Source organism: Nonomuraea deserti, from assembly GCF_004348685.1.
Classification (GTDB): domain Bacteria; phylum Actinomycetota; class Actinomycetes; order Streptosporangiales; family Streptosporangiaceae; genus Nonomuraea; species Nonomuraea deserti.
Genome location: NZ_SMKO01000174.1, coordinates 1 through 23,113 on the forward strand (window position 1 = coordinate 1; position 23,113 = coordinate 23,113).

At 70.6% G+C, this 23,113-nt stretch carries 24 protein-coding genes; 11 read left to right on the forward strand and 13 right to left on the reverse strand.

All coding sequences use genetic code 11. From position 1 onward, the window contains the following. On the reverse strand, positions 1-427 hold a 427-nt coding region (locus tag E1292_RS39430), incomplete at its 3' end, for an ATP-binding protein (RefSeq protein WP_246090639.1). Positions 428-716: 289 nt separating this feature from the next. Continuing rightward, positions 717-1,250: a DedA family protein gene (locus tag E1292_RS39435; RefSeq protein ID WP_132603613.1), complete on the reverse strand. Its 534-nt coding sequence runs from the start codon at positions 1,248-1,250 to the stop codon at positions 717-719. Between the two features lie 164 nt (positions 1,251-1,414). Between E1292_RS39435 and E1292_RS39440 the strand changes: the two genes are divergently transcribed. Continuing rightward, entirely contained in the window at positions 1,415-1,933 is a 519-nt protein-coding gene (locus tag E1292_RS39440; RefSeq protein ID WP_132603616.1) for a hypothetical protein, read from the forward strand. Here the strand turns inward: E1292_RS39440 and E1292_RS39445 are convergent. The 3 genes from E1292_RS39445 to E1292_RS39455 all read right to left on the reverse strand — a co-directional run bounded on the left by E1292_RS39445 (position 1,923) and on the right by E1292_RS39455 (position 7,476). Then, positions 1,923-5,297, reverse strand: coding sequence for an ATP-binding protein (locus E1292_RS39445; RefSeq protein ID WP_132603619.1), 3,375 nt, complete (start codon positions 5,295-5,297; stop codon positions 1,923-1,925). The two genes, E1292_RS39440 and E1292_RS39445, sit on opposite strands and share 11 nt — an antisense overlap. A 251-nt stretch (positions 5,298-5,548) precedes the next feature. Then, on the reverse strand, positions 5,549-6,607 hold the full coding sequence (locus E1292_RS39450) for a lysylphosphatidylglycerol synthase domain-containing protein (protein ID WP_132603622.1): 1,059 nt from the start codon (positions 6,605-6,607) through the stop codon (positions 5,549-5,551). 50 nt (positions 6,608-6,657) lie between these two features. Then, positions 6,658-7,476 (reverse strand): PIG-L deacetylase family protein, encoded by an 819-nt coding sequence (locus tag E1292_RS39455; protein ID WP_246090640.1) that lies wholly within the window; start codon positions 7,474-7,476, stop codon positions 6,658-6,660. A 23-nt stretch (positions 7,477-7,499) separates the two neighbouring features. On the opposite strand from E1292_RS39455, the gene E1292_RS39460 reads away from it, so the two are divergent. Continuing rightward, positions 7,500-8,678, forward strand: coding sequence for a glycosyltransferase family 4 protein (locus E1292_RS39460; protein ID WP_165974983.1), 1,179 nt, complete (start codon positions 7,500-7,502; stop codon positions 8,676-8,678). Here the strand turns inward: E1292_RS39460 and E1292_RS39465 are convergent. From E1292_RS39465 to E1292_RS39480, 4 genes are all read right to left on the reverse strand, one after another. Next, on the reverse strand, positions 8,654-10,126 hold the full coding sequence (locus E1292_RS39465) for a DUF2079 domain-containing protein (protein WP_246090641.1): 1,473 nt from the start codon (positions 10,124-10,126) through the stop codon (positions 8,654-8,656). The genes E1292_RS39460 and E1292_RS39465 overlap by 25 nt on opposite strands. Before the next feature lie 113 nt (positions 10,127-10,239). Then, positions 10,240-10,536, reverse strand: coding sequence for a hypothetical protein (locus tag E1292_RS39470; protein ID WP_132603625.1), 297 nt, complete (start codon positions 10,534-10,536; stop codon positions 10,240-10,242). Positions 10,537-10,907: 371 nt separating this feature from the next. Continuing rightward, entirely contained in the window at positions 10,908-11,366 is a 459-nt protein-coding gene (locus E1292_RS39475) for a universal stress protein (protein WP_132603628.1), read from the reverse strand. 67 nt (positions 11,367-11,433) lie between these two features. Further along, positions 11,434-12,057 (reverse strand): DUF998 domain-containing protein, encoded by a 624-nt coding sequence (locus E1292_RS39480; RefSeq protein WP_132603632.1) that lies wholly within the window; start codon positions 12,055-12,057, stop codon positions 11,434-11,436. A 237-nt stretch (positions 12,058-12,294) separates the two neighbouring features. Between E1292_RS39480 and E1292_RS39485 the strand changes: the two genes are divergently transcribed. After that, positions 12,295-13,269, forward strand: coding sequence for an aldo/keto reductase (locus E1292_RS39485; RefSeq protein ID WP_132603635.1), 975 nt, complete (start codon positions 12,295-12,297; stop codon positions 13,267-13,269). A gap of 9 nt (positions 13,270-13,278) precedes the next feature. Here E1292_RS39485 and E1292_RS39490 read toward each other — a convergent pair whose 3' ends face one another. Continuing rightward, on the reverse strand, positions 13,279-14,208 hold the full coding sequence (locus tag E1292_RS39490; RefSeq protein ID WP_132603638.1) for an anti-sigma factor RsbA family regulatory protein: 930 nt from the start codon (positions 14,206-14,208) through the stop codon (positions 13,279-13,281). Between the two features lie 180 nt (positions 14,209-14,388). Here E1292_RS39490 and E1292_RS39495 point away from each other — a divergent pair, with 180 nt between their 5' ends. Beyond that, positions 14,389-14,943 carry a DUF1707 SHOCT-like domain-containing protein gene (locus E1292_RS39495; RefSeq protein WP_246090642.1) on the forward strand — a complete coding sequence of 185 codons (555 nt, stop codon included), beginning with the start codon at positions 14,389-14,391 and terminating at the stop codon, positions 14,941-14,943. Here the strand turns inward: E1292_RS39495 and E1292_RS39500 are convergent. Both E1292_RS39500 and E1292_RS39505 read right to left on the reverse strand, forming a co-directional pair. Further along, the gene (locus E1292_RS39500; protein ID WP_342775754.1) at positions 14,913-16,007 is read right to left on the reverse strand and encodes an aromatic ring-hydroxylating oxygenase subunit alpha; all 1,095 of its coding nucleotides are present in this window, start codon (positions 16,005-16,007) and stop codon (positions 14,913-14,915) included. The genes E1292_RS39495 and E1292_RS39500 overlap by 31 nt on opposite strands. Before the next feature lie 81 nt (positions 16,008-16,088). Next, on the reverse strand, positions 16,089-17,219 hold the full coding sequence (locus tag E1292_RS39505) for an FAD-dependent oxidoreductase (RefSeq protein WP_132603644.1): 1,131 nt from the start codon (positions 17,217-17,219) through the stop codon (positions 16,089-16,091). A 107-nt stretch (positions 17,220-17,326) separates the two neighbouring features. Here E1292_RS39505 and E1292_RS39510 point away from each other — a divergent pair, with 107 nt between their 5' ends. The 7 genes from E1292_RS39510 (at position 17,327) to E1292_RS39540 (ending at position 22,756) form a co-directional block, all read left to right on the forward strand. Further along, positions 17,327-17,833, forward strand: coding sequence for a TetR-like C-terminal domain-containing protein (locus tag E1292_RS39510; RefSeq protein ID WP_165974984.1), 507 nt, complete (start codon positions 17,327-17,329; stop codon positions 17,831-17,833). Positions 17,834-17,920: 87 nt separating this feature from the next. Beyond that, positions 17,921-18,295: a DUF8711 family protein gene (locus E1292_RS39515; RefSeq protein ID WP_132603650.1), complete on the forward strand. Its 375-nt coding sequence runs from the start codon at positions 17,921-17,923 to the stop codon at positions 18,293-18,295. A gap of 255 nt (positions 18,296-18,550) precedes the next feature. Then, positions 18,551-19,054 carry a TrmH family RNA methyltransferase gene (locus tag E1292_RS39520; RefSeq protein WP_132603653.1) on the forward strand — a complete coding sequence of 168 codons (504 nt, stop codon included), beginning with the start codon at positions 18,551-18,553 and terminating at the stop codon, positions 19,052-19,054. A gap of 133 nt (positions 19,055-19,187) precedes the next feature. Beyond that, positions 19,188-20,669 carry a methionine--tRNA ligase gene (gene metG, locus E1292_RS39525; RefSeq protein WP_132603656.1) on the forward strand — a complete coding sequence of 494 codons (1,482 nt, stop codon included), beginning with the start codon at positions 19,188-19,190 and terminating at the stop codon, positions 20,667-20,669. A 38-nt stretch (positions 20,670-20,707) separates the two neighbouring features. Further along, the gene (locus tag E1292_RS39530) at positions 20,708-21,685 is read left to right on the forward strand and encodes a phosphotriesterase family protein (RefSeq protein ID WP_132603659.1); all 978 of its coding nucleotides are present in this window, start codon (positions 20,708-20,710) and stop codon (positions 21,683-21,685) included. A gap of 41 nt (positions 21,686-21,726) precedes the next feature. Next, the gene (locus E1292_RS39535; protein WP_132603662.1) at positions 21,727-22,113 is read left to right on the forward strand and encodes an STAS domain-containing protein; all 387 of its coding nucleotides are present in this window, start codon (positions 21,727-21,729) and stop codon (positions 22,111-22,113) included. A 214-nt stretch (positions 22,114-22,327) separates the two neighbouring features. Continuing rightward, on the forward strand, positions 22,328-22,756 hold the full coding sequence (locus E1292_RS39540) for a hypothetical protein (protein WP_132603665.1): 429 nt from the start codon (positions 22,328-22,330) through the stop codon (positions 22,754-22,756). Between the two features lie 42 nt (positions 22,757-22,798). Here E1292_RS39540 and E1292_RS55230 read toward each other — a convergent pair whose 3' ends face one another. Further along, positions 22,799-22,930 carry a hypothetical protein gene (locus E1292_RS55230; protein WP_281284130.1) on the reverse strand — a complete coding sequence of 44 codons (132 nt, stop codon included), beginning with the start codon at positions 22,928-22,930 and terminating at the stop codon, positions 22,799-22,801. Positions 22,931-23,113 lie beyond the last annotated feature (183 nt).

Sequence of the window (23,113 nt, forward strand, 5' to 3'; positions counted from 1 at the left end):
CGCGCTCGCCGGCGATCCCCAGCGCCTCCCTGCTGGTGGCCAGGATCCGCAGCTCGGGCGCGGAGCTCACCAGCGTCGCGGCCAGCACGGCGCACTCGTCCAGGAGGTGCTCGCAGTTGTCCAGGACGAGCAGTATCCTCCGGTCACGCAGATGGTTGACGAGCACCTCCGTGGAGGGCATGGAGGAGTGGTTCTGCACGTTCAGAGTGCTGAGCACGGTGGGGGCGAGCATTTCCGGAACTTCCAGCGCGGCGAGCTCGATCAGCCACACGCCGTCGCTGAAAGCCCGCTCGACCTCGGCGGCGACCTTGAGAGCCAGCCGGGTCTTGCCGACGCCGCCGACGCCGGTGAGGGTCACCACGGGGGCCGTGCCCAACAGCCGCTTGATCTCGGCCGCCTCCCGCCGGCGCCCCACGAAACTGGTCACCTGGACAGGCAGCGTACCCAGCCTCGGCCGCCTGACGAGTGTGGTCGTCACTGTGTTCATGCGCGCCTCACGTCGGCCTCGATCAGCGGATCACCATGCGCTGAATTGGGCCCTTTCAGCCTACGGCCTCGTCCGAGCGGGTGTTCACCTCGGGTGCAGCCGCCGCCACGGTGTTCCTCCGCCGCTGATCGGCCTGCGCTGACCTGGCCGCTTGACGAGACGTCCCGCACCCAGCACGTCGATGACCATCGCGGGGGTCAGGGCGGCGTGAAGACGGGATTTCGAGGTCCTATGAGACCGGGGCGATCTCCTTCTCGGCGGCGCGGCGCCGTCTGCGGCGGCGGACCACGAGCGCGGCCACGGCGGCGACGGCCACCACGGCCACGGCGGCCGCGGTGAGGGGCGAGGCGGCGGCCAGTTGCAGCCACCCCCACACGATCGCCGTGCCGCCGAACCACCACAGAGGCGCCCAGGTCAGGCAGCCCAGCGCGCTGGCGACGACGTACCAGGGGTAGGACACGCGCAGCGCTCCGGCCACCCATGGCAGCGTGTGGCGCAGCATGGGCACCCAGAAACACCCGTAGACGGCCAGCGCGCCCCACTTCTCGACGACCTGCTCGATCTTCGCGATGCGCTCGCGGCCCAGCTTGACGCCGACGCGGGACTCGTAGAGCCTCTCGCCGAGCTTGCGGCCGACCCAGTAGTAGACCTGGAACGCTCCGAACAGGGCGAGGATCAGGATGGCGCCGACGAGCCAGTAGGGGAGGCCGAGCCAGAACGGCTCGGCGAAGCCGTCGGAGACGGGGGCGATCGTACGCACCATCCGCAGCCACCCCTCCCAAATCCTTAGGTCAGCCTTACCTTAATTCAAAGCCCCACTTGCCTGCCATACCGGCTGCAAGTCTCCCGCAATGGGTGCAACCAGCCGACAAGCGGGACTCAACCGCCCTGCCTCACTCTATGGGGGAGGCGAAAGGGGTGTTGACGATGACGAGGAGAAGCGCAGCCGCCCTGGCCAGCGGCACCGCGAACACGGTCAAGCTCTTCGTGGCCGCGCTCGCGTTCACCAGCGCCTACGTCGGCGTCTCCGCCTACCACAACGCCAACTCGGCGACCGAGCCCGTGACGACCATCACCCTGTCGGCCCGCGAGACGCCCCTCTCCACTCCGATCAGGCAGACGGCCCCCGCCGCCAGGGCGGGGGAGGTCTCCGTCGGCGGCGTGCCGGACGGCGGCGCCGGCTGCGCCGACTCGTACGTGGCCCGCAGCGTGGTCGTCAACCCCGACCCCGACCAGGCCGTGACGTACGGCTGGCGGCTCACCCGCTGGAGCGACGCCAGCCGGACCTGGCGCACCTACCTGGTGGACCACGACGGCTTCGCCGCCGCGGAGAGCACCGTCGAGTGGCGGCCCCACGTCTCGGGCAACCCCGGGTGGTACCGCGTCGAGCTGGCCGTCGAGGGCGTCGAGACCGTCAGGAGCGAGCGTTTCCAGGTCAGCTGTTGACCGCCTGCCGCGCCGCCTCCACCCAGCGCGGCACGCCGACCCGCCCGGCCACCTCGAGGGCCTTGTGGTAGTGGTCGCGCGCGGCGTCGGGCTGCCCCAGGCGGATGGCGAGGTCGCCGAGCGTCAGCGCGACAGGCCACAGGGCCACCACGCCGGTGCCGGCGCCCGCCACCCGGTCGGCGAACGGTTTGAGCTTGTCGTAGCAGTCGACCATCCGCTCCCGGTCGTCCAGCAGCATGCCGGCCAGCGCCCGCCAGGTCATCACCAGCTCGTAGAGGAAGTCGGGACGCACCGGCGGCCGGGTGGCGGCCACGGTCCTGGCCTCGTCGAGGCGGCCCGCCGAGGCCAGGGCGAGGGCGTAGGCGTCGAGCGTCCACTTGGCGCCCCGCAGGTGCGCCTCGGAGAGCTGGTCGACCATCCCGGCGGCCCGGCCGTCGACGAGGTGCAGGCAGAAGGTCGTGATCAGCGGGAGGTCCTGGCGGCCCTCCAGCATGCCGGCCCGCTCCGTCATCCTGGCCGCGTCGCGGTAGGCGCGCCCGGCGCCGGCGTAGTCGCCGGCGATCATGAGCCGCTGGCCGGCGTACCAGACGACGACCGCGGCCGGCGCCGACAGGTCGTACTGCTTGGCCAGGCGGTCGGCGGCGGCGGCGTGCTCGTCGGCGGTCGCGAACTCGCCCCTGGCCGCCGCGCACTCCAGCAGCACCAGATGGGCCAGCGCCTGCGTGGCCATCTGGCCGGAGCGCTGGGCGACCTCCAGCAGCTCCCTGCCGATGCTCTCGCGCGTGTCGACCGCGGGGATGTCGTAGGACTGGCGCAACCGGCCGCTGAGCGCGGCCGCGATCAGCGCGGGGTCGCCGCTCTGCCTGGCCAGCTCCAGCGCCTCCAGCGACGCCTGCCGGCCTCGTTCGGGGGAGGAGGAGCCCTCCAGCTCCAGGGCGAGCGTGGTCAGCAGGCTGGCCCGCAGCCGCTGCTCGCCCTCGGGCAGCTCCATGAGCGCCCGCTCGGTGACGTCGACGATCTCCCATGCGGTGCGGGTGAAGTCGCGGGCCATGCCCTTGTGCGGCACGGCCAGCGAGGCGGCCACCTTCGCGGTGATCTCGAGGTCGCCCAGCGGCAGCGCGGTGTCCATGGCCTGGCGGCGCAGCACCCTGGCCGCCGACATGTCGCCGCACAGCGCCAGCGCCCTGATCTGGCGCAGCATGAGCGCCAGCCGCTTCTTGGTGCGCTCCGGCGCCTGCGCGCCGCCCGGCTCGTCGTTGCGCGAACGGTCGAACGCGGCGATGGCCTGCTCCCACAGCGTGGCCGCCTCGCGGTGGGCGAAGCGCCGCTCGGCCTGCTCGGCCGCCAGCCCCGCGTAGTGGACGGCCTTCTCGGCCGCGTCGGCGAGGAAGTAGTGGTGGGCGAGCGCGGCCACGTCGGACGGGGTGCGCTCCTCGATGACCGCCGCCACGGCCGCGTGCAGCCGGGTGCGGCGCAGCCTGGACGCGTCGGAGTAGAACGTGTCGCGCACCAGGTCGTGGTCGAACCTGAGCAGCCCGGGCCCCGGCTCGGTCACCAGGCCCGCCAGCAGCGCCGCCTCGACGGCTTCGATGACGGCGTCCTCGTCGCCCGCCACGGCGATGAGCACGTCGAGATCGACGTCGCGGCCGATCACGGCGGCCTGCAGCAGGATCTGCTGCGCGCCGGACGGCAGCCGCGAGATGCGCCGCCGCAGCACGTCGCGCACGCCGGAGGGCACCTGGGAGAGCACCTCGGTCGCGCTCGCCCGGTCGGCCGCGCCCTCGGAGTCGAGCAGGCGCACGGTCTCGCGGACGAAGAACGGGTTGCCGCCGGTGCGCTCGACGATCGACTCGACCGCGTCGTCGTCGATCTCGCGTACGCAGGTGGCCTTGACCAGCTCGGCCACCGCCTTCGGGTCGAGCCCCGACAGGCCCACGCGGACGGGACCGAGCCGGGCCAGGGCGGCCAGCACGTCGGACTGGCGGTCGTCGAGCTCGCTCTCCCTGCACGTGACCACGAGCAGCACCCGGCTGGTGGCCAGCAGGCTGGGCAACGCCCGCAGCAGGGCCAGCGTCTGGTCGTCGGCCCAGTGGAGGTCTTCGAGCGTCAGCAGCACGGGCGACCTGCGCGCGACCCCCGCCAGGTAGCCGCCGACGGCGCGGTGCAGCCGGAAGCCGCCGGACACCTCGTCCTCGTCGGGGTCGGGGGCGGCGTCGTCGAGCAGCGGCGCGAGCAGCTGGGCGTATTCGCCCGCGCCCGTCACGCCGATGAGGGCGCGCAGGATCTCGACCCACGCCCAGCCGGGCGGGGTGGCGCTGGAGTCGGGGCAGGCCCCGGACGCGGCGATCCAGCCGTCGCCGGCCAGCCGGGTCTCCACCTGGCGCAGCAGGGTGGTCTTGCCCGCGCCTGCGACCCCGGTCACGATCGCGACCTGGAACCTGCCGGTGCGGGAGGCCGCCGTGGTCAGCCTGGTCAGCTCGGCGTCGCGGCCGACGAACGGCTCGGGCTCCAGCGGCGGCGGGTCGACGGGCGTGGCCGGCCGGGGCGGCCAGGTGTCGCTGACCGGCGTCGGCCGCGCGGGCCGCGGCGGAGCGGCCAGCTCCAGCTCGGGCGACTGGGCCAGGATGTCGGACTCCAGCTTGCGCAGCGCCGGCCCGGGGTCGATGCCCAGCTCGTCGGCCAGGATGTTGCGCGCCCTGCGCAGCGCGGCCAGCGCGTCGCCCTGCCGGCCGCAGCGGTAGAGGCCGAGCGCCAGCAGCCGCCAGCCCTCCTCGCGCAGCGGATGCTCGGTGGTCAGCGCCTCGAGGTCGGGCACGGTCTCGGCGTGCATGCCGAGCCGCAGGCCGGTGTCGGCGTGCCGCTCGCGCGCCACGAGGCGCAGCTCGGTCAGCCGGTTGACCTCGGCCTCCGCCCACGGCTGGTCGGCGAAGTCGGAGTAGGGGGTGCCGCGCCACAGGCCCAGCGCCTTCTCCAGGCGGCCGCGGGCGGCCTGCGGATCGCCCTCGTCGAGGTGCTCGCCGGCCGCGCGGACGAGCTGCTCGAACCTGAGCGCGTCGACCTGGTCGGAGGCCACGCGCAGCGCGTAGCCGGACGCGACCGTCACCAGCAGCCGGTTGGGGCCGCCGCGCGGGCGGCCTGGCTCCAGCACCCTGCGCAGGCGCGAGATGTAGACCTGCAGGCCCGACTGCGCGCCCTTGGCCGCATCGTCGTCCCACAAGTCGTAAAGAAGCGTGTCAACGGGCACGACCTGGCCTCTGGCCACGAGGAGCCGGGCGAGGACGGCCCGCTGCCGCAACCCGCCGAGGTCGAGTTCGTCGTCGTGTTCGTACGCCTCGACTGGCCCCAGAACTCGGAACGCCACCATGTCAGCCGCCACGCTATGCGGGCCTGCGAATCACGCACAAGGTCTTTGTTGGCTTTGGGATTGTCACCGATCTACCTCCGCATGGAAACCGCGTCCCCCGGTGCGGTGAGTCGTTGCAGGGTGCCAGGACATGGTGTTCACCTCATGGTCGTGGTGCAGTGACCGGGAGCGCGTGCCGTCGGCGGCAGGGCGCGGCGGACGGCTCGATCCGGGTCGCGGAACATCGTCGGCCCAGCGGGCCGGAGCGGTGGTCAAGAGGGGGCCTTCGAGATCGTGGACGGGGGCTCCGCGTCGGCGTCTCGGCCGTTGCGCCTGCGCAGGAGCGCCCATGCGCCCAGTGCCAGGCCGCCGAACGGGATCTCGATAGTGTAAGTCCAGAAGCCGAAAAGCAGTGCGGTCGCGATCGCGGGAGTGCCCGGCACCCCGAACGCGATCAGCAGAGCGGCCACGCCACTCTCCATGATCCCCGCGCCGCTGGGCGTGATCAGGGCGCTGGTCAGGACCCTTGACAGCGCGAAAACGGCGATCGACTCGGCCAGGCCGGGCCAGGCGCCGGTGGCCTGCATGCAGGCGGCCATGATCGCCCACTGGAAGCCGAGGAAGAAGATCATGCCGAGTGACAGGCCGGGCCACCGGGTTCTGACGACCCCGGCGGTGTCGGCGCGCAGCCGGTGGAAGGCCGCGGAGGCGTGGAACTTCACCCGCAGCAGTCTGGTGAGGCCGTCGAGCGCCCGGCCGAGCAGCGTGGCGGCGCGCTCCCAGTAGAGTGCCGCGGCCACGACCGCGCAGAGCACCAGGATGGAGATCGCGCCCGTCCAGCCCGCCTTGGCGACGGTCGCGTTGGGCACCTCGTCCGCCATCAGCAGCGCGATGATCCCGATGGCCGGCAGGATGAACCTGAACAACGTGTTCCAGATGCCGCTGACCAGCGTCATGACCACGAAAGAGCGGTTGGCGAAGCCCCATCCCTTCGTCATGGCGAACGACACCGCCACGCCGACCGCCCCGCCGAACGGCAGGAGGTTGCTCACCGCGCTGCCCGCCGCGTTGAGCGTGAGGCCCTGCAGGTTGTTCAGCCCCGGCAGGGAGTTGGTCAGCACGAACGTGTAGGCCACCAGGCTCAGCAGCCACAGCACGGCCATGATCGCGATCTCACCCGCGCCGAGCGCGCCGAACACGGCGCCGATCTCGGCCCAGGAGACGGGTTTGCCGGTGAGCGCGCGCACGATCTGAGGCAGGTAGACCACGAGCAGCACGGCCAGCCCGAGCGACAGGACGGACAGGGCGATCTGGAGCCACTTGTTCTTCATCGGGATCCAGTCTGACGGGTGACGCGGGGGGCGCTCGTCGTTCGGGGGAACTAGTTCGGCCACCGGTCGAACGGATGAGTGAGGCGGGCGCCGGGAGGAAGGTCACGGCGAACGTACCACTCCGTGCCGAAGACCAGGCGGTAGAGAGGGCGGGGGACCTTCAGCATGACGGCGAGGGTGCGGTCGCTGTCGCCGCCGCTGGCCTGGGAGGCGTGCGCGGCCATGGACGCCCGCTTCTGTTTCGTATATTTCCGGACGTTGACGCGGTGGGTGATCGTCTCGCTCGCCGAGTACGCGCTCTCGAACGTCCGCACGTCGAACTCCGGCGGGAACCGGTAGAACCGGCTCGCCAGCCGCAGCAGCCTGACGAGCGGATCGCGGTTGACCGTCGCCTCCAGGACGATCGGCGTGCCCGCGATCTTCGAGGCCCGCTTGCCCACCCGGTGCACCTGCACGTGGTCGGGGTGGCCGTAGCCGCCCGCCGGGTCATAGATCGCCAGCAGCTCGGCCTCCTCCTCCTGCAGGATCGCGGCCAGCGCCTTGGCTGCCTCCTCGGTGTCGGCGTCGATGAAGGCGTTGTCGGGTCGCTCGTCGGCGCTGCCGCCCTGTGGGCTCAGCCCCGAGTCGCCGTAGCCCAGGCATTCCACGCGGGCGCAGCCGAGCAGCGCGGCCGACGTGTAGAGCTCCTTGAGCCTGGTCTCGCCGAGCGCCTCTCCCGGCTCCATCTCGGCCAGGCCGCGCTCGCCCGCCGTGGCCACCACGAGCACCACGCGGTGCCCCTCGGCCGCGAGCATCGCCATGGTGCCCGCCGTCAGCAGGGCCTCGTCATCGGGGTGGGCATGAAAGAACACAGCGGTACGTGGAGGCACACGCCCAGATTAGTCTGGGAGGGGTGCGGATCTTTCACGTGAGCGACTGTTACCTGCCGCGACTCGGGGGGATCGAGGTCCAGGTCGCCGATCTCGTGCGGATGCAGCGGAAGGCCGGCCACGACGTGTCCGTGGCCACGGCGACCAGGGGCGAGCCGCTGCCCGGCGTGCACAGGATCGTCGCCAGGATGCCGTTCGACCTTCCCGTGCACCCGTTCGGAGTGGGGCATCTCACGCGCCGGCTCGCCGTGGATCGGCCCGACGTGGTCCACGTGCACGCGGGGGCGGTCTCGCCGTTCGCCTGGATGGGCGCGCGGGCCGCGGTGCGTGCCGGGGTGCCGTGCGTGGTGACCGTGCACAGCATGTGGGATCCGGTCACGCGAGGGCTCTACCGGCTGCTGCGGCTCGCGTTCGGCTGGCAGCGGTGGCGGCTGGTCGCGACCACGGTCAGCAACGCCGCCGCGGTCCCCATCCGCGAGGTGGCGGGGCCCGGGGTGCCGGTGCGGGTGGTCCCCAACGGGCTCGACCTGTCGGGCTGGGCGCCGCCGCCCGGCCCGCCCGCCCGGCGCGGCGGGACGCACCCCGACGCGCACCCTGACGCGCACCCCGAAGTGCACATCGTCGCGGTCGGCCGGCTGGCTCCGCGCAAGCATCCCGTACGCCTGCTGAAGCTGCTGCAGGCGGCCCGCGCGCGTGTCCCCGCCGAGATCCCCATGCGGGCCACGATCGTCGGCGACGGGCCCGCACGAGGCCAGATGGGACGGTTCCTCGCCAAACACGGCATGACCGGCTGGGTCTCGCTGCCGGGGCGGCACACCCGGGAGCAGATCGCCAAGGTCCTGGAGTCGGCCGACGTCTTCGTGGCTCCGGCGCCGCGCGAGTCGTTCGGCATCGCGGCGCTCGAAGCGCGGTCGGCAGGACTGCCCGTGGTGGCCAGGGCACAGAGCGGGGTCGCCGACTTCGTCAAGGACGGCACGGAGGGCCTGCTCGGGCGCACGCCGGGCGACCTGGCACGGGCGGTGGCGCGGTTGTGCTCCGACCCGGGGCTGCGCGAGTCCATCGCGGCGCACAACCGCGCCACGCCGCCCGCCGCGGGCTCGTGGCCGGCCGTGATCCAGGGCTTCGACCAGGCGTACGCGCAGGCGAGGTCCATGCGCCGCCCCCGCGAGCGGCGCGGTCAGTCGCGCCGCAGCACCACGTAGCCGTCGCGCTCGAACACCCGCACATAACCCCGGGCCTCCAGCTCGCCGACCGCGGCGAGTTGCTGCTCGGGCGAGCCGAAGGGGAACTCCCAGCGCGAGGTGTCGGCCACCACCCACGGCGCGCCGTGCGACGTGGCGCTCCACAGCAGGACGGTGGTCCTGGAGGTCAGCGCGGGCCCGACGGAGTTGGCCGCCTCGACGATGACCCCCGAGGGCACCTTGGCGACGGCCTCGGCCGCGGCAGCCGCCTTGGGCTCGGTGTAGAAGCCCGGATGGTAGAGCTGGTCGAGGGCGAACCGGGGCACCAGGGTGAGCGCGACCACGCAGGCGCCCGCCGCCCAGGCCAGCTTGAGCGAGCGGTCGCCTGGGCGTCTGATCAGCCGTAACAGCCTCGACAGGCCGTCGACGCCCGCGCAGAGCAGGATCACGACGGTGAACGCGCTGTAGTGGAAGTCCGCCTGCCACCACTGGGGCCGGTCGGCCAGCATGCGGACGAGCACGTGCGGCAGCGCGGCCAGCGACAGCGGGGAGAGCAGGCACAGCAGCAACGTCGGCCACACCATCAGGAGCAGGGTGTCGACCTTGGCCTCCTCGCTGAAGGCGAGCAGCACAGCGGCGAGGGGGTCACGCAGGATGCCCAGGACGGCGCCGGGCAGGTCGTCCCCGAGGTGCCCGTAGGCCCAGTAGTCCTTGGCGTCGCCGCCGAAGACCGAGATCGTCAGCCCGCGTACGAGCAGCACGGCGCCGAGGCCGAGCAGCGCGCTGAGCACGCCGCGCCACCGGTCGCCGAGGGCGATCAGGCAGGCCCCGGCACCGATCACCATCAGCCCCATGTCCTCCTTGACGAGGAGGAGGGCGGTCATCGCCAGGAACGCGGGCAGCATGCGTCCCGCGTGGTAACGCTCGATCATGATCGCGGTGAGCACGGGGACGAACATGGCCTCGTGCACGTCGAACGCGACCGCCTGCGCCACCGGCCACGACAGCGCGTACGCCACGCAGACCAGGTAGGCGGGCCAGGTGCCGAGGACGCGCCGGGTGAACAGCCAGACGAACGGGATGGCGGCGGCGAACAGCGCCGCCTGCGCGACGATCAGCGTCCCGGGGGCGTCGTGGATCCAGTAGAACGGCGCCAGCACCGCGTAGAGGGGCGAGAAGTGGTCGGCGAGCTGGACGTAGTCCATGCCCCGGTCGCCGAACATGCCGCGCACCGGGATGTACGGAGGCCGCAGGCCCGCGTAGTTGCGCACCGCCTGGTCCACGATCACCAGGTCGAACGTGGTGGCTCTGAAGGTGGCGAGCTTGACCAGGCCGAGAACGGCGTAGGCCACTCCGGCGGCGAGCGCGACGGCGCCCACCCGCACGCGGTGGCCCGGCAGCCGGCTCTTCCGTGACGGGACGTCGGCGCCGCCGGCCCCCACCGGCGTCTCAAGCCTCTGTCCCGTCACGGGTAGCAAGCATAGACAAATATCTAGGTAGTGCCACACTCCTGGCACTTGATAAGAATATGGGCTATCGCGGTATTAGCGTCCTATTACTCGAAATGGCCCATCATTACATCCTATATTTGGCGGAGGAGATCCCAGGAGCTGCCCATGTCAATGCATTGCGTCGCGATCCCTTGGCCGGCCCACGGGATGGCGGCGATCTCGCAGTCAAGATGCGCCTGATCGCTGGTCGTGCCCGTGCCGGGTCCATACCAGAAACTTTCGACGTGAACCCAGGCGGACGGATTGGCCGGCCCTGCCGAGGTGACAGTGGCCTGACCGATCGTCGCGGCGGCGGCCGGGGTGGAGAGGAAAGCGACGGAGGCGATTGCGGCAGTAGAGATACCTACGAAAGCGGAGCTGATCTTCATGGTTCCCCTTCGTGTGCACTGCTTACCTGACTGGCAGTGGATTCGAGAGAAATATATGCCATGGGGTCATGCTGATCAATGAGAGTCGATCGCCGTTATAAGTACGTTATGTACGAGAAGAGCTAACTCTGCCCTTGACAGATAAGCGACCAGGAGTGCTCCATCCCCCCGTTGTGGGGGGCTGTCTTCGGTGGCGGATGGTGAGATATCTGGTGCGGAATGCTATTTGGGCACGTCAGGTAAAGGGGATTGAGTAATGGCACAGGAAAGAGGCCGCGCAAATGGCTGCCGACGCGCCTCAGAGTCCTTCCGGCCGACGTCGCCTCATGCGCGGCGTCGGGGTTCAGCCCTTCGTCCCGAGCCGGCTGGTGTCAGTCCTTCTGCTCCGGGGCGGGCACCACCAGCACCGGCCTGCCCGCGTGGTGCAGCACCCGGTCCGACGTGCTGCCGAGCAGCAGCGAACGCACCCCGCCGAGCCCGCGCGTGCCGGTCACGATGAGCTTGGCGTCGATCTCGTCGGCGACGTCCACGATCGTCGACCATACGGCCACGCTGTCCACGTCGCACCGGGGGACGGCGTTCAGCCCGCCCTCCTTCGCCATCTCCGCACCGCGCCCCGCCAGCTCGCGCATCGCCTTGGCGATCGCCTCGTCCTCGAGGGCGGACTGGTCCATGGCCATCATGAGCCCGGCGGAGGCCCTGGCCGAGGTCATCGCCAGCCGCTCCCACACCGTCAGCACAACCGCGTCCGCGCCGCGGAACATCTCGGCCGCGAACGCGATCGCGGCCTTGGCGTCGTCGGAACCGTCGTACGCGATCAGAATCGTCATTCCAGCCACTCCTCAGGGTGAATGCGGGACCCTCCCCTTTCCCGGGAGGCGGCTTTCACTCCTGGGGCTACGCCATGATCGGCGAGACGCCGGAGCGCCGGGCCGAGGGCTTGAGCATCGACAGGCCGGCCAGCGCCAGCACACCCAGCTCCGTGACGACCACGACCCGCTGGGTGAGGCCGGCCGGGATGTCCTCGTTGGTCAGCGGGATGCCGAACATGCGGACGACGTACGGGATCACGACCAGCAGCAGCGCACCCAGCGCCACCCCGCTGAGGATTCGCACCGCCCTGGCGAACCGCACGTTCCCCCGGGCCAGCAGCAATCCCGCCGCGGGCATCACCAGGAAGGCAGCGAAGGCGGCATAACGGTGGATGCCTCCCGACAGGGAGAGCGGCACTCCCGGCCGGTCCGTGGGGAAGGCGCCGATCAGGAACATGCTCGCTCCCCACACCAGCAGCAGCGCGACGACCCAGCGGTTCGTCCCGGACCGGCGCAGTGCCTCGGCGATCAGCGCGGAGCCGGCCGCGAACAACGTCAGCGAGGCGGGCAGCAGCCATCCCGCGGACTGCCACGCGTACTCGCTGATCACGCTGTGCAGCGGGTCCAGGTCGGATCCCGCATGCAGGGTGAGCATGGCGCCGCTTCCGGTGCCGATGGCTGCGAATCCCGTGGCAAGCAATCCCCTCATGCCTCCAAGCTCGTGGAACGCAGGCTTTGCGCCTATCGGAGATGCGCCCGAACCGGCCCTGAAGGATCCCCTGATGCCTTGGTCGCGGCAGACCCTGGACGACCCCGGTGACCTGCCCGGACGTGACCCTGGGTAGGGCTCGCCCCCTCAGGGTGGGTGGAGCCGGCCGCACCCCGATTTGACCTGGAGCGCGCTCCAGGGGCGACCCTGGAGGGACAGAGGATCAAGGAGGCAGGGATGAAGAGACGCACGCTCGGAACCGGCGGCCCCGAGGTCTCCGCGCTGGGGCTCGGCTGCATGGGGATGTCCGAATTCTACGGCAGGGGCGACGAGAGCGAGTCGATCGCCGTCATCCATCGCGCGCTCGACCTCGGCATGAATTTCCTGGACACAGCCGATATGTACGGCAAGGGCGCCAACGAGGAGCTCGTGGGCCGGGCCATCAAGGGCCGCCGCGACGAGGTGGTGCTGGCCACCAAGTTCGGCATCAAGCGCGAAGGGGACAGCCGCTCGGTCGAGAACAGCCCGGCGTACATCAGGTCCGCCTGCGACGCCTCGCTCAAGCGGCTCGGCGTCGACCGCATCGACCTCTACTACATGCACCGCCGCAACCCGGCCGTCCCGGTCGAGGAGTCGGTGGGCGCCATGGCGGAGCTGGTCGAGCAGGGCAAGGTAGGCCATCTCGGCCTGTCGGAAGTGAGCGCGCGGACGTTGCGCGAGGCATGCGCCGTGCATCAGATCGCCGCTCTGCAGAGCGAGTACTCCCTGTTCACCAGGGGCATCGAGGAGGAGATCCTGCCGGCGGCCAGGGAGCTGGGCGTCGCGCTCGTGGCCTACTCCCCGATCAGCCGCGGCTTCCTGGCCGGCACGCTGCCCCCGGCCGACGAGCTGCCCGACGACGACTTCCGCAAGCACATGCCGCGCAACGTGGGCGACAACGCCCAGCACAACCAGGCGCTGACGGCCGAGGTGAAGAAGATCGCCGACGCGGCCGGCGTCACCGCGGCGCAGCTCGCGCTGGCCTGGGTGCTCGCCCAGGGCGATGACGTGGTGCCGATCCCGGGCACGAAGCGGCTGCGCTACCTGGAGGAGAACGCCGCCGCCGCGGACATCACGCTGACGCCCGAGCAGCTCGGCGCGCTGGCCGCGGCCGTGCCCGCCGACGCGGTGCGCGGCACGCGCTATCCCAGCATGTCGGAGGTCGAGCTCTGACGCCGCCGCTCAGCGCTGCCGGGGGGCGACGAAATAGGCCCGGATCGTGGTGCCCTCCGGAGTCGAGTGCACGCGTACGAGGTCGCTGAGCAGGTTGACGATGAGCAGCCCGCGCGAGCCCGCCTGGCGCGGGTCGACCGGGCTGCGCCCGGCCAGCGGGTCGGTGATGTGGCCGGCGTCGCTGACCTCGCACACCAGCCGCCCGTCCGCGGCCCACACCTTGATCGTGCCGGAGCCGCCGCCGTGGTCGAGGCTGTTGGCGCCCAGCTCGGCCACGGCGAGCCGCACGTCGTCGAGCCGGTCGCCGTCGAAGCCCAGGGCGGCGGCCTCGCGCGCGGCCAGCGCCCGCGCCGCCGACAGGTTGCCGCTGTCGAACCGCAGCGAGACGCACTCCGGGGGCTCGTCCAGCGGCCGGTTGTGCGCGTCGATCACCAGCTCGGGCGCGTAGGCGGGGCTGCGCCTTTCGCCGGAGGCGTCACGCAGCACGGGATGGGTGCGGGCCGCCTCCTCGATCACCTCCGGGGCCAGGGCTGCGACGTCGTAGGGGCACAGGATCGTGACGTGCCGGCCCGCGAACGACAGGTTGATCAGCGCCTCGTGCTGGGCGCACGCGGGATATTCCGTCGTGCTGCGGCCGGGCCAGATGGGTTCGCCGATGATGCGCACGTGGTCGTCGGCATGCCGGTCGGCGAAGTCGCGCAGCACGGCCGGGATGATGCGGCCGGGGTTGCGCCCGGCCTCGCCCATGTCGAGCAGGCGGACCGCCTTGGCCTCCGGCCCCAGCGCGGCCTCGATGAGGGCCAGGTTGCGGGCGGGAACGGCGACGGCGACGGGCTCGCCGGCCGCCAGGCCCTCGCGGATGAAGGCGGTCGTGGCAGCGACGTATTCCAGCTCGCCTCGGTAGAGGAGAGCCGGATGCGAAAATGGTTCTGCCAACATCAGCCCTCACGCTACCCAAGGATCGCGACTTCACGGCGATCCGCTGGGTACCCAATAGATGTGAAGAGAATACAGGTCAGCCACCGCCCCCGGCCTGCGCGCCCGTCACCGCCCCTCGATTTGCGCACCCCTTCCGGCCGACGTCTCCCGTTCTGAGCGTCGCGAACTTATGCTCAAGACATGTCGGAAATGCAGATGCGGGTCTCCGACGAAGATCGGGAACGCACCACCCAGCAGCTTCAACGTGCGTTCACCGAGGGTCGTCTCACCCAGATGGAGCTCGAAGACCGGCTCGAGATCGCCTTGAGCGCGAAGACCTACGGCGATTTGCTCAACCTGATCGACGATCTCCCCGTCGAGCAGCCCCGTGTCGACGACGTGGTCGAGCTGGAGTCGAAGAGCGGCCATCTCAAGCGCTCGGGCGACTGGGCCGTCCCCCGGCGCCTGCGCGTCTCCTCGAAATACGGCAGCGCCGAACTCGACCTCTCCCAGGCCGTCATCACGCACCCGGTGGTCGACGTCGAGTTCGACCTCACGTACGGCTCCGCCAAGATCATCCTGCCCGAGGGCGCGGTGGTGAACGTGGACGCCTTCCAGAGTGACTGGGGCAACGCGTCGACGGGCGACGTCCCGAGCCGGCCGCGTCCCGGCGCCCTCTACGTGGTGATCAGCGGCCGGGCGAAGTACGGCGGGATCACCGTGCGCTACCCCCGCAAGCGCTGGTTCACCCACTGATGGAAGAGGGCGATGTGGTGCTCGCTGGGCACGAGCACCCCGCCCTCCACGTACGCCCTTGACGACATGCCGGGCTGGGTCCGCTCGCAGGCGTCGAAGTCCTGCTCGTTGACCCGGTGGAACAACTCGACGGACGTCGACAGGTCCGCCCCGGAGGCGATCACGTCGGGATGGTAGAGCCAGTCGCACTCGACGACGGTCCTGTCGGCGGCCATCGGGTACATCCGGTGCATGATCACGTGGTCGGGCACCAGGTTGACGAACACCTGCGGCCTGACGGTGATCGCGTAGTACCGCCGGTCCTGTTCCTGTGACAACTCGGGCAGCCGGGCGAAGCCGGGGCCGCCGTCCACGGTGAAGCCCTCGGCCCTGGCGGCGAACTCCGCGCCGTGGCCCACGTAGTACTGCGCCGCGTAGCCGCCGGCGAACTCCGGCAGCACGGCCGTCAGCTCGGGATGGATGGTGGCGCAGTGGTAGCACTCCATGAAGTTCTCGACGATGAGCTTCCAGTTGGCCTTGACGTCGTAGCGGATCCTGCGGCCGAGCGCGAGATCGTCGACGTGGTAGCGGTCGATGGCGGCCGGGTCGCCGAGCCGTTCGGTGGCCGCGTTCCGCACCGTCTCCTCGAACGAGGGCGGCTCGGCGGCCAGGCACACCCACGCGTACCCCAGCCATTCCCGCAGGTGCACGGGCACCAGCCCGTACGCCACGCGGTCGATGTCGGGCATCTTCACCAGGTTGGGCGCGGCGGCGAGCCGGCCGTCGAGGTCGTAGGACCAGGCGTGGTAGGCGCACCTGATCGTCCTGCGTACCTCGCCCTGCTCCTCCACGCACAGCCGGGCGCCGCGGTGCCTGCAGACGTTGAGGAAGGCGCGCAGCCGGTCGTCCCGGCCGCGGACCACGATCACGTTCTCCCTGCCGACCTGGACCGTCTTGAACGCGCCCGGCTTGGGCAGATCCTCTGCCCTGACGGCGCAGAACCAGAGGCTCTCGAAGATCCTTGCCTGCTCGTGCGCGAACACCTCAGGGTCCGTGTAGGAGCTCCCCTGAAGGGTCGCGATCAAGCTTGACGTCGTCGTCAACCGTCACCTCTTGTTGCGCATTACGCACCGAGTTGCTCTATATGCGACATCGTCGGGTCGCGCTCATGAGGCTGTCAAGAGGTATGTGCTGACTCTGCGCAACCACTTGACATACAGCCAGGTCGCGAGCCGGTCGGGAAACAACCCGGCGAAGGGGCGGTGCCTGTCGGTGATCTCCGTGGCGGCCAGCCTGGCGGGCAGGCGTACGACCTTGGACCTCGCCCGCTCGTACGCGCGCAACGCGCCGGCCAGTTCGTCACGGCCGGATCCGGACCGCAGGCCGCCGATCGCGCCGGCCAGCAGCCAGGCGTCCTCCAGCGCCTGGTTGGCGCCCTGGGCCATGGTGGGCGGCATGGTGTGGGCGGAGTCGCCGGCCAGCGTGGTCGGCCCCTTGCCCCAGGCCGCGGAGAACGGCTGCTTGTGGTGCGGGAAGAAGTCGATCTCGGTGATCGTCTCCAGGATGTCCGGCACCGGGTCCGCCCACCCGCGGAACCGCTCGCGCAGCCGCCCGGCCACACCTGGGTCACCGTCCCAGAAGGGCCCGCCCGGCGCGGCCTTGACGTCGAACCACCACAACAGCCGGCCCCCGCCCGCCGGGATCAGCCCGCACAACCCCCGCCCGCCGGCGATCATCACAGCCCTGCGCTGCTCGGTGAGCGTGGTGGGCGTGGTGGTGAACCCCTGCCAGGTCACCCAGCCGCTCAGCTTCGCGCGGTCGCCGCCCCACAGGGCCTCGCGCACCGCCGAGCGCCGCCCGTCGGCCCCCACGAGCACGTCGCCGCGGACCGTACGGCCGTCCGACAGGCGCACCTCGGCCCGCTCTGGCACCACGTGCTCGGCAGCCACCCCGTAGGTCACCGGCACGCCGTCGGCGAGCAGCTCGACCAGGTCGCGGCGGGCCACGTGCACGCTCGGGTGGCCGTAGCGGCGTTCGGCCTCGGTCAGGTCGACGGTGAACAGCCTGCGCCCGTCGACGGCCCAGGACTCCATGGTCTCCAGGCGCCGCCCGGTCCCGGAGTAATCGGCCTTGAGCTCGCGGAGGATGGCGGTGGCGGCCGGCCAGAGCGTGACCGAGCCGCCGGCCGTACGCGGTTCGGGGGCCTCCTCGTAGATCTCGACCTCGTGACCGGCGTTGAGCAGGCCGCGCGCCACGGCGAGCCCTGCGACGCCCGCTCCGACCACGATTACCCTCATAGCAACCCCTGATTGTGAGACCGTCGATATCAGATACTAGGAGTATCATTATGTCTGCGCGTGGACGCAAGCCCGATCCCACGGTCGATCACCGCATCAGGCAGGCCGTGACCGGGCTGGTGCTCTCCCGCGGCCTCGACTTCACCATGGACGACGTCGCGGCGGCGGCGGGCGTGGGCCGGGCCAGCGTGTTCCGCCGCTACGCCACCAAGCGCGACATGCTGCTCGAAGCCCTCGCCGGCATCATGAACGCGCACGTCGCCATCCCCGACACCGGCTCGTTCGAAGGCGACCTGCGCGTGGTGGTCTCCGACACCCTCGCTCTCTGGCACCACCCCGACGTGTCGCGCATGGCCAGGCAGGTCTTCGGCGAGGCCGGCCGGGATCCGGCGGTCGCCGAGATCATCCGTACCGGGATGCGCACCCGAATGGAGCGCTCGTGGATCGTGTACGAGCGCGCGATCGAACGTGGAGAACTGCCGCCGAATGCTGACCTTTGGATGCTTACGGATATGTTTGCCGGTTTCGTCGCCTACCGGGGGCTCCTGGATCTTCCCCTACCCGAGCCGGAGCAGATCGTGCAAGTCCTGCTGCACGGCTTTACGCCCGTTTGACGCCTGTGGTGTTAGTGGGGTGCAAGTGGCGGTCAAGTCGTGCTCCATAATGTTCCCTTCGTACGCAAACCTACGAAGGGCACGGAAATGACTCCCCCACGCCGTCGTCTGGCCGTCGCGGCCACGACGCTTACTCTTGCCGTCGTCACCACCGCCTGTGGTGCTCTGGGCAACGCCGTGGATTGCAACAGCGCGGCCGGCGAGGCCAGCAAGATCACCAGTGAGTGGAGCACCGCGGTCACGAAGAACGCCGCCGACACCGACGCCATCGGCACCGCGTCGCAGACCGCGGCGGACAAGACCAAGGAACTCGCAGGCAAGTACGACGGTCAGGTCGCCGCCGCGCTGAATGACCTCGCGGCCGGGTTCGACTCCCTGAAGGGCGGCGACCTGAGCTCGATCTCCGAGTTCAGCAGCAAGGCGAGCGGCTTCCAGAGCAAGATCATGGAGGCCTGCTCCTAACCGGGCGCACGGTCGCCGCTCCACCCCGCGGGGGACGGTAAGGGACGGCGGCCGTGTCCGGTTCGGGCTGATCCGTTTCCTCGGTGCGACGTGGACAGCGTGGCCGTCCGGTCGACGATCCTGGACGTCGCCGGCGAGAACGACGCGAGGCTCATCGTCGCCTACGATGGCGCCATCGCGACGTCGATGGCTCGGGCGTGCCGCTGAAAGCGCCCCACACATGCAAACCACCGAGAGGACCACCCTCCCGCGCGCATGAGCGGGATCCGGGTGCGCACCAGGAAAGATCTCCGATCCCAGCGGCGGCGGCGACCGCCCCGCTGCCTCGGCCACCTCACCGTCGCGCCGCTCTGGCCGATGCACAACGCCAACCTCGGCACCCTCCTGCGCACATGTGACGCGGTCGGCGCGTGCCTGGCCGTGCCCCGCCTGCCATGGGTGCCCGAGGCGCTGGCCAAGGGCAACACCCTGCGCAAGGGGGCCTGCGTGCACTGGGTGCGCCCGCTCGACTGGCTGGCCCGCAGGGAGGAGCGGGTGCTCGGCGTCGAGCTGGCCGAGGAGGCCATCCGGCTGGCCGACCTGCCGATGGCCAGGGAGCCGACCGTGATCGTGCTGGGCCACGAATCCACCGGCATCCCCGGCGAGGCGCTCGACCTGCTCGACGCCGTGGTCGAGATCCCCATGATCGGCACGGGGGCGAGCCTCAATGTGGCGGTGGCCGGATCGCTCGTGCTGTACAAACTGGCCGGATTCGCCTGAGCCCGCCGTGTAGCATGAGGGCATGACGACGTGCCTGGTGATGATGAGTTCCTAGGGCTTTCATCGGCGACGTCTTGTTGAGGCCCTGCGAGCGGGGCCTCTCGTCGTGTCCGGGGCCCCTTGGAGGCATCCGATGTACATCACGACGACCATCCCCTACGTCAACGCCCGCCCCCATCTCGGGCACGCCCTGGAGCTCGTCCAGGCCGACGTGCTGGCCCGGCACCACCGGCGGCGCGGCGAGCCCGTGCGGTTCCAGACGGGCACCGACGACAACTCCCTGAAGAACGTGCTGGCCGCCGAGGCGGAGGGCGTGCCGGTGCGGGAGCTGGTGGACAGGAACGCGGCCGCGTTCGAGGCGCTGCGGGGGCCGCTGGACCTGTCCTTCGACGCGTTCATCCGGACGAGCAGCCATCCCGGGCACCGCGCCGGCGTCGAGCGGATCTGGGAGGCCACCCGGCACGACCTCTACCAGCGGCACTACGAGGGGCTCTACTGCGTGGGCTGCGAGCAGTTCTACCCGGCAGGGCCCTGCCCGGAGGGCCACGAGGCGCCGCTGCAGCTCGTCTCCGAGCAGAACTGGTTCTTCCGGCTCTCCCGCTATCAGGACGCCCTGCTCGACCTCGTCCGCGGCGGGCGGCTCAGGATCGAGCCGGCGGCCCGGCGCAACGAGGTGCTGGCGTTCATCGAGGCGGGGCTGGACGACATCAGCGTCTCGCGGTCCGCCGCCCGCGCCAGGGGATGGGGCATCCCGGTTCCCGGCGATCCGGGCCAGGTCGTCTACGTGTGGTGGGACGCGCTGGCCAACTACGTCACCGCGCTCGAAGGCGGCGACTACGACCGCTGGTGGGTGGCCGAGCCGCGCAAGGTGCACCTCATGGGCAAGGGCGTGATCCGCTTCCACGCCGTCTACTGGCCCGCCATGCTGCTGTCCGCGGGAAAGCCGCTGCCCACCGGGATCTTCGTGCACGACTACCTCACGGCGGGCGGCCGCAAGATCAGCAAGTCGTCCGGTGGCGCCGCCGACCCGATGGCGCTGGTCGACGCGTACGGGGTCGACGCCGTGCGGTGGTGGCTGCTGCGCGAGGTGCCGCGCGTGGGAGACGCCGACTTCACCGAGGAACGGCTGGTCGCCCGCGCCGACGAGGACCTCGCCAACGGGCTGGGCAACCTGGTCAACCGGGTCGTCACCATGGTGCACCGCTTCCTGGACGGCCGGGTCCCCGCGGCCGATCCCGAGGAGTGGCCGTTCGAGGTGTCAGGGGCGGTGCACGAGGCGCTGGAGGCATTCGACTTCCGGCGGGCCGCGACGGCCGTGCAGACGCTCGTCGAGGAGGCCAACAAGTACGTCGAGCGGACCCGGCCGTGGGCGCGGTCGCGGGCCGGTCAGGAGGTGGCCCTGGCCACGCTGGTGCACGCGTGCCGGACGCTGGCCGTACAGATGGAGCCGTTCCTGCCCACGGCGGCGGCGCGCGTGGCCGCCGCCGTGGACAGCGCGGCGGGTGGCGGGCGGCTGCCCCGGCCGGAGCCGTTGTTCCGGCGGCTGGCTGTCCTGACCGCCGGGCCCCGTGACGGCCTGCGAGCCGGTGTTGACGATGGGCGGTCGCCAGCTTAGGTTGGCGCGCACCAGATCCGCCGGTATGGAGGCGCCGCATGCCCACCGTCGACACCCTGCGTGGCCCCGTGGACGTTGACGATCTCGGGCAGACCCTCATGCACGAGCACATCTTCGTCGTGGCCGCAGAACACCTGGACAACTACGGCAGGGGCGCGTGGTGGGACGAGGAGTTCCGGGTGGCCGACGCGGTCGAGAAGCTCAACGCGGTGGCGGCGAAGGGCGTGCGGACGCTCGTCGACCCGACGGTGTGGGGGCTGGGCCGCTACATCCCGCGCATCCAGCGGGTCGCCGAGCAGGTGCCAGGCCTGAACATCATCGTCGCCACCGGCCTCTACGCCTTCGAGGAGCTGCCGCACCAGTACGAGCACCGCGGCCCGGGCCTGTTCCTCGACCAGCCCGACCCGATGATCGACGACTTCGTCCGCGACCTCACCGACGGCATCGCCGACACCGGGGTCAAGGCGGCGTTCCTGAAGTGCGTGGTCGAGGCCAAGGGCCTGACGCCCGGCGTCGAGCGCATCTGCCGGGCCGTCGCGCGGGCGCACGCCCGCACCGGCGCGCCGATCACCGTCCACACCAACGCGTTCACCCAGAGCGGACTCCTGGCGCTCGACCTGTTCGCCAAGGAGGGAGCCGACCTGGAGAAGGTGATCGTCGGGCACGCGGGTGACAGCAACGACCTCGACTACCTCATGCGCATGGCCGACACCGGCGCGACGCTCGGAATGGACCGATTCGGGCTGGATGCGTATAACTCGACCGCGCAGCGGGTGGCCACCATCGCGGAGCTCTGTCAGCGCGGATACGCCGATCGTATGGTCCTCAGCCATGACACCGCCTGTTTCATGGACTACTTCGGCGGTGCTTGGGATGATGCCCGCGGCACGCTCGCGCCCAACTGGCGCTACGATCACATTCACGACGACGTGTTGGCCGCACTGCTCGACTCGGGTGTGACCGATGGCCAGATTGAGCAGATGCTGGTGTTCAACCCGAAGCGCTACTTCTCGTAGAGTGGTCGGATCGGGCAAGCAACGCAGGTAGGTGGAGCTGGGTGACTTCGGAGCAGGCCTTGTCGATAAGCCTCGGACTCCAGGGACCCTGTGTCATCGCGCGGTTGACGGGGGATTTCGACTTCGGCTCCGCCGCGGAGGTTCGCGACCGCGTCACCAAGGCTCTCGACCTGACCCAGCCTCCGCTGCTCGTCATCGACATGCAGGCGGTCAGCGTCTGCGACTCCTCCGGCCTGTCCGTGCTGGTCTACCTGCACAAGGCCGTCACCGCCTCAGGAGGCCGGCTGCTGTTGTCGGGGCTGAACGGCCGCTGCAAGCACCTGTTCGCGATCACCGCGCTCGACAAGTTCTTCGACATCCGCAGCACGGCCGAGCTGGCCATCGCCGAGCTCAACGAAGCGGGCGACCCGCCGCCGTTCACTGACTGAGGGCCGGCTGGGTGCCAGCCGATGTCCGTTTGCCTGTTTTCCCTGCTCAGCGGCACGGTGCCGTAAGCGTCCTCGGAATAAGCCGGGCATAAAAGAATAACCGTTCCATATCAGATCGCCTGGGTGAAATGTTAGGGCTTCTGGATTCTTGGTGTAATCGACTCGATGCAAGTCGCTGCCACAGGGGGAAAGCGGCTGCACCACTGGGGGAATCATGATCAGAAGTCTGGTTGGAACGTTCTTAGTCGCCGCTGCGGCCACCTCGCTCATGGCCGTGCCCGCCGGGGCGACGTCGTCCACGGCCGGCGCGACCGCGGTCACCGTCACCGCCAAGCCCCATCTCATCCGCAGCAAGATCCAGTTCGGCCGGTGCGGGCACACCTGCCGGATCAAGGTCAGGATCAAGAACATCTCGCGCACGACCGTCGTCAACGTCAGGCTCAAGGCCCGGCTCAAGATCAACGGCAGGCACGTGGGCACGTGCTACGACAACGTCGGAACCATCAGGGCCCGTAAGGCCCGCTGGGCCTCGTGCACCGTGCGGTCAAGAAGCCTCTCCCGCGCCTACGACCGGTATCTCGCCCGCAGGAGCGACTTCAACCAGCACGTCTTCACCACGACCTACTACAGGTACTACCGCTAGGCGATCGCCGGGGGCCGGCGCGTCGTGGCCGGCCCCTCAGGCCTACGCGGTGACGAGGAGCGCCAGCCCGATCAGCACCACGACCGGGACGAGCCACATCACGGCCTCGACAGCGAACTCCTTGTACATCGCGCAAGTCTCCTTCTCTAAGGGCGGCCGGCGGCCTGACGTCACTGGGCAGCATAGCCGCCCGCCGTTCATGCCGAGGCCTCCGAGGCTCTCGCCGGGGCTCAGGCGGTGACCGCGCCGTCGGAGGCGGAGCGGACGGTGGCCACGTACTTGGTCAGCACGCCGCGTTCGACCTCGCGTTCCGGCCGCTGCCAGGAGGCGCGGCGGCGGTCCAGCTCGGCCTCGGGC

Bases quoted from the DNA above. Each gene is read 5' to 3' on its own strand.
- E1292_RS39435 (WP_132603613.1), bottom strand. From the start codon at position 1,250: ATGGTGCGTACGATCGCCCCCGTCTCCGACGGCTTCGCCGAGCCGTTC.
- E1292_RS39485 (WP_132603635.1), top strand. From the start codon at position 12,295: ATGAAGAGACGCACGCTCGGAACCGGCGGCCCCGAGGTCTCCGCGCTG.
- E1292_RS39490 (WP_132603638.1), bottom strand. From the start codon at position 14,208: ATGTTGGCAGAACCATTTTCGCATCCGGCTCTCCTCTACCGAGGCGAG.
- E1292_RS39450 (WP_132603622.1), bottom strand. From the start codon at position 6,607: ATGAAGAACAAGTGGCTCCAGATCGCCCTGTCCGTCCTGTCGCTCGGG.
- metG (WP_132603656.1), top strand. From the start codon at position 19,188: ATGTACATCACGACGACCATCCCCTACGTCAACGCCCGCCCCCATCTC.
- E1292_RS39480 (WP_132603632.1), bottom strand. From the start codon at position 12,057: ATGAGGGGATTGCTTGCCACGGGATTCGCAGCCATCGGCACCGGAAGC.
- E1292_RS39520 (WP_132603653.1), top strand. From the start codon at position 18,551: ATGAGCGGGATCCGGGTGCGCACCAGGAAAGATCTCCGATCCCAGCGG.
- E1292_RS39515 (WP_132603650.1), top strand. From the start codon at position 17,921: ATGACTCCCCCACGCCGTCGTCTGGCCGTCGCGGCCACGACGCTTACT.
- E1292_RS39505 (WP_132603644.1), bottom strand. From the start codon at position 17,219: ATGAGGGTAATCGTGGTCGGAGCGGGCGTCGCAGGGCTCGCCGTGGCG.
- E1292_RS39540 (WP_132603665.1), top strand. From the start codon at position 22,328: ATGATCAGAAGTCTGGTTGGAACGTTCTTAGTCGCCGCTGCGGCCACC.
- E1292_RS39475 (WP_132603628.1), bottom strand. From the start codon at position 11,366: ATGACGATTCTGATCGCGTACGACGGTTCCGACGACGCCAAGGCCGCG.
- E1292_RS39495 (WP_246090642.1), top strand. From the start codon at position 14,389: ATGTCGGAAATGCAGATGCGGGTCTCCGACGAAGATCGGGAACGCACC.
- E1292_RS39470 (WP_132603625.1), bottom strand. From the start codon at position 10,536: ATGAAGATCAGCTCCGCTTTCGTAGGTATCTCTACTGCCGCAATCGCC.
- E1292_RS39445 (WP_132603619.1), bottom strand. From the start codon at position 5,297: ATGGTGGCGTTCCGAGTTCTGGGGCCAGTCGAGGCGTACGAACACGAC.
- E1292_RS39530 (WP_132603659.1), top strand. From the start codon at position 20,708: ATGCCCACCGTCGACACCCTGCGTGGCCCCGTGGACGTTGACGATCTC.
- E1292_RS39440 (WP_132603616.1), top strand. From the start codon at position 1,415: ATGACGAGGAGAAGCGCAGCCGCCCTGGCCAGCGGCACCGCGAACACG.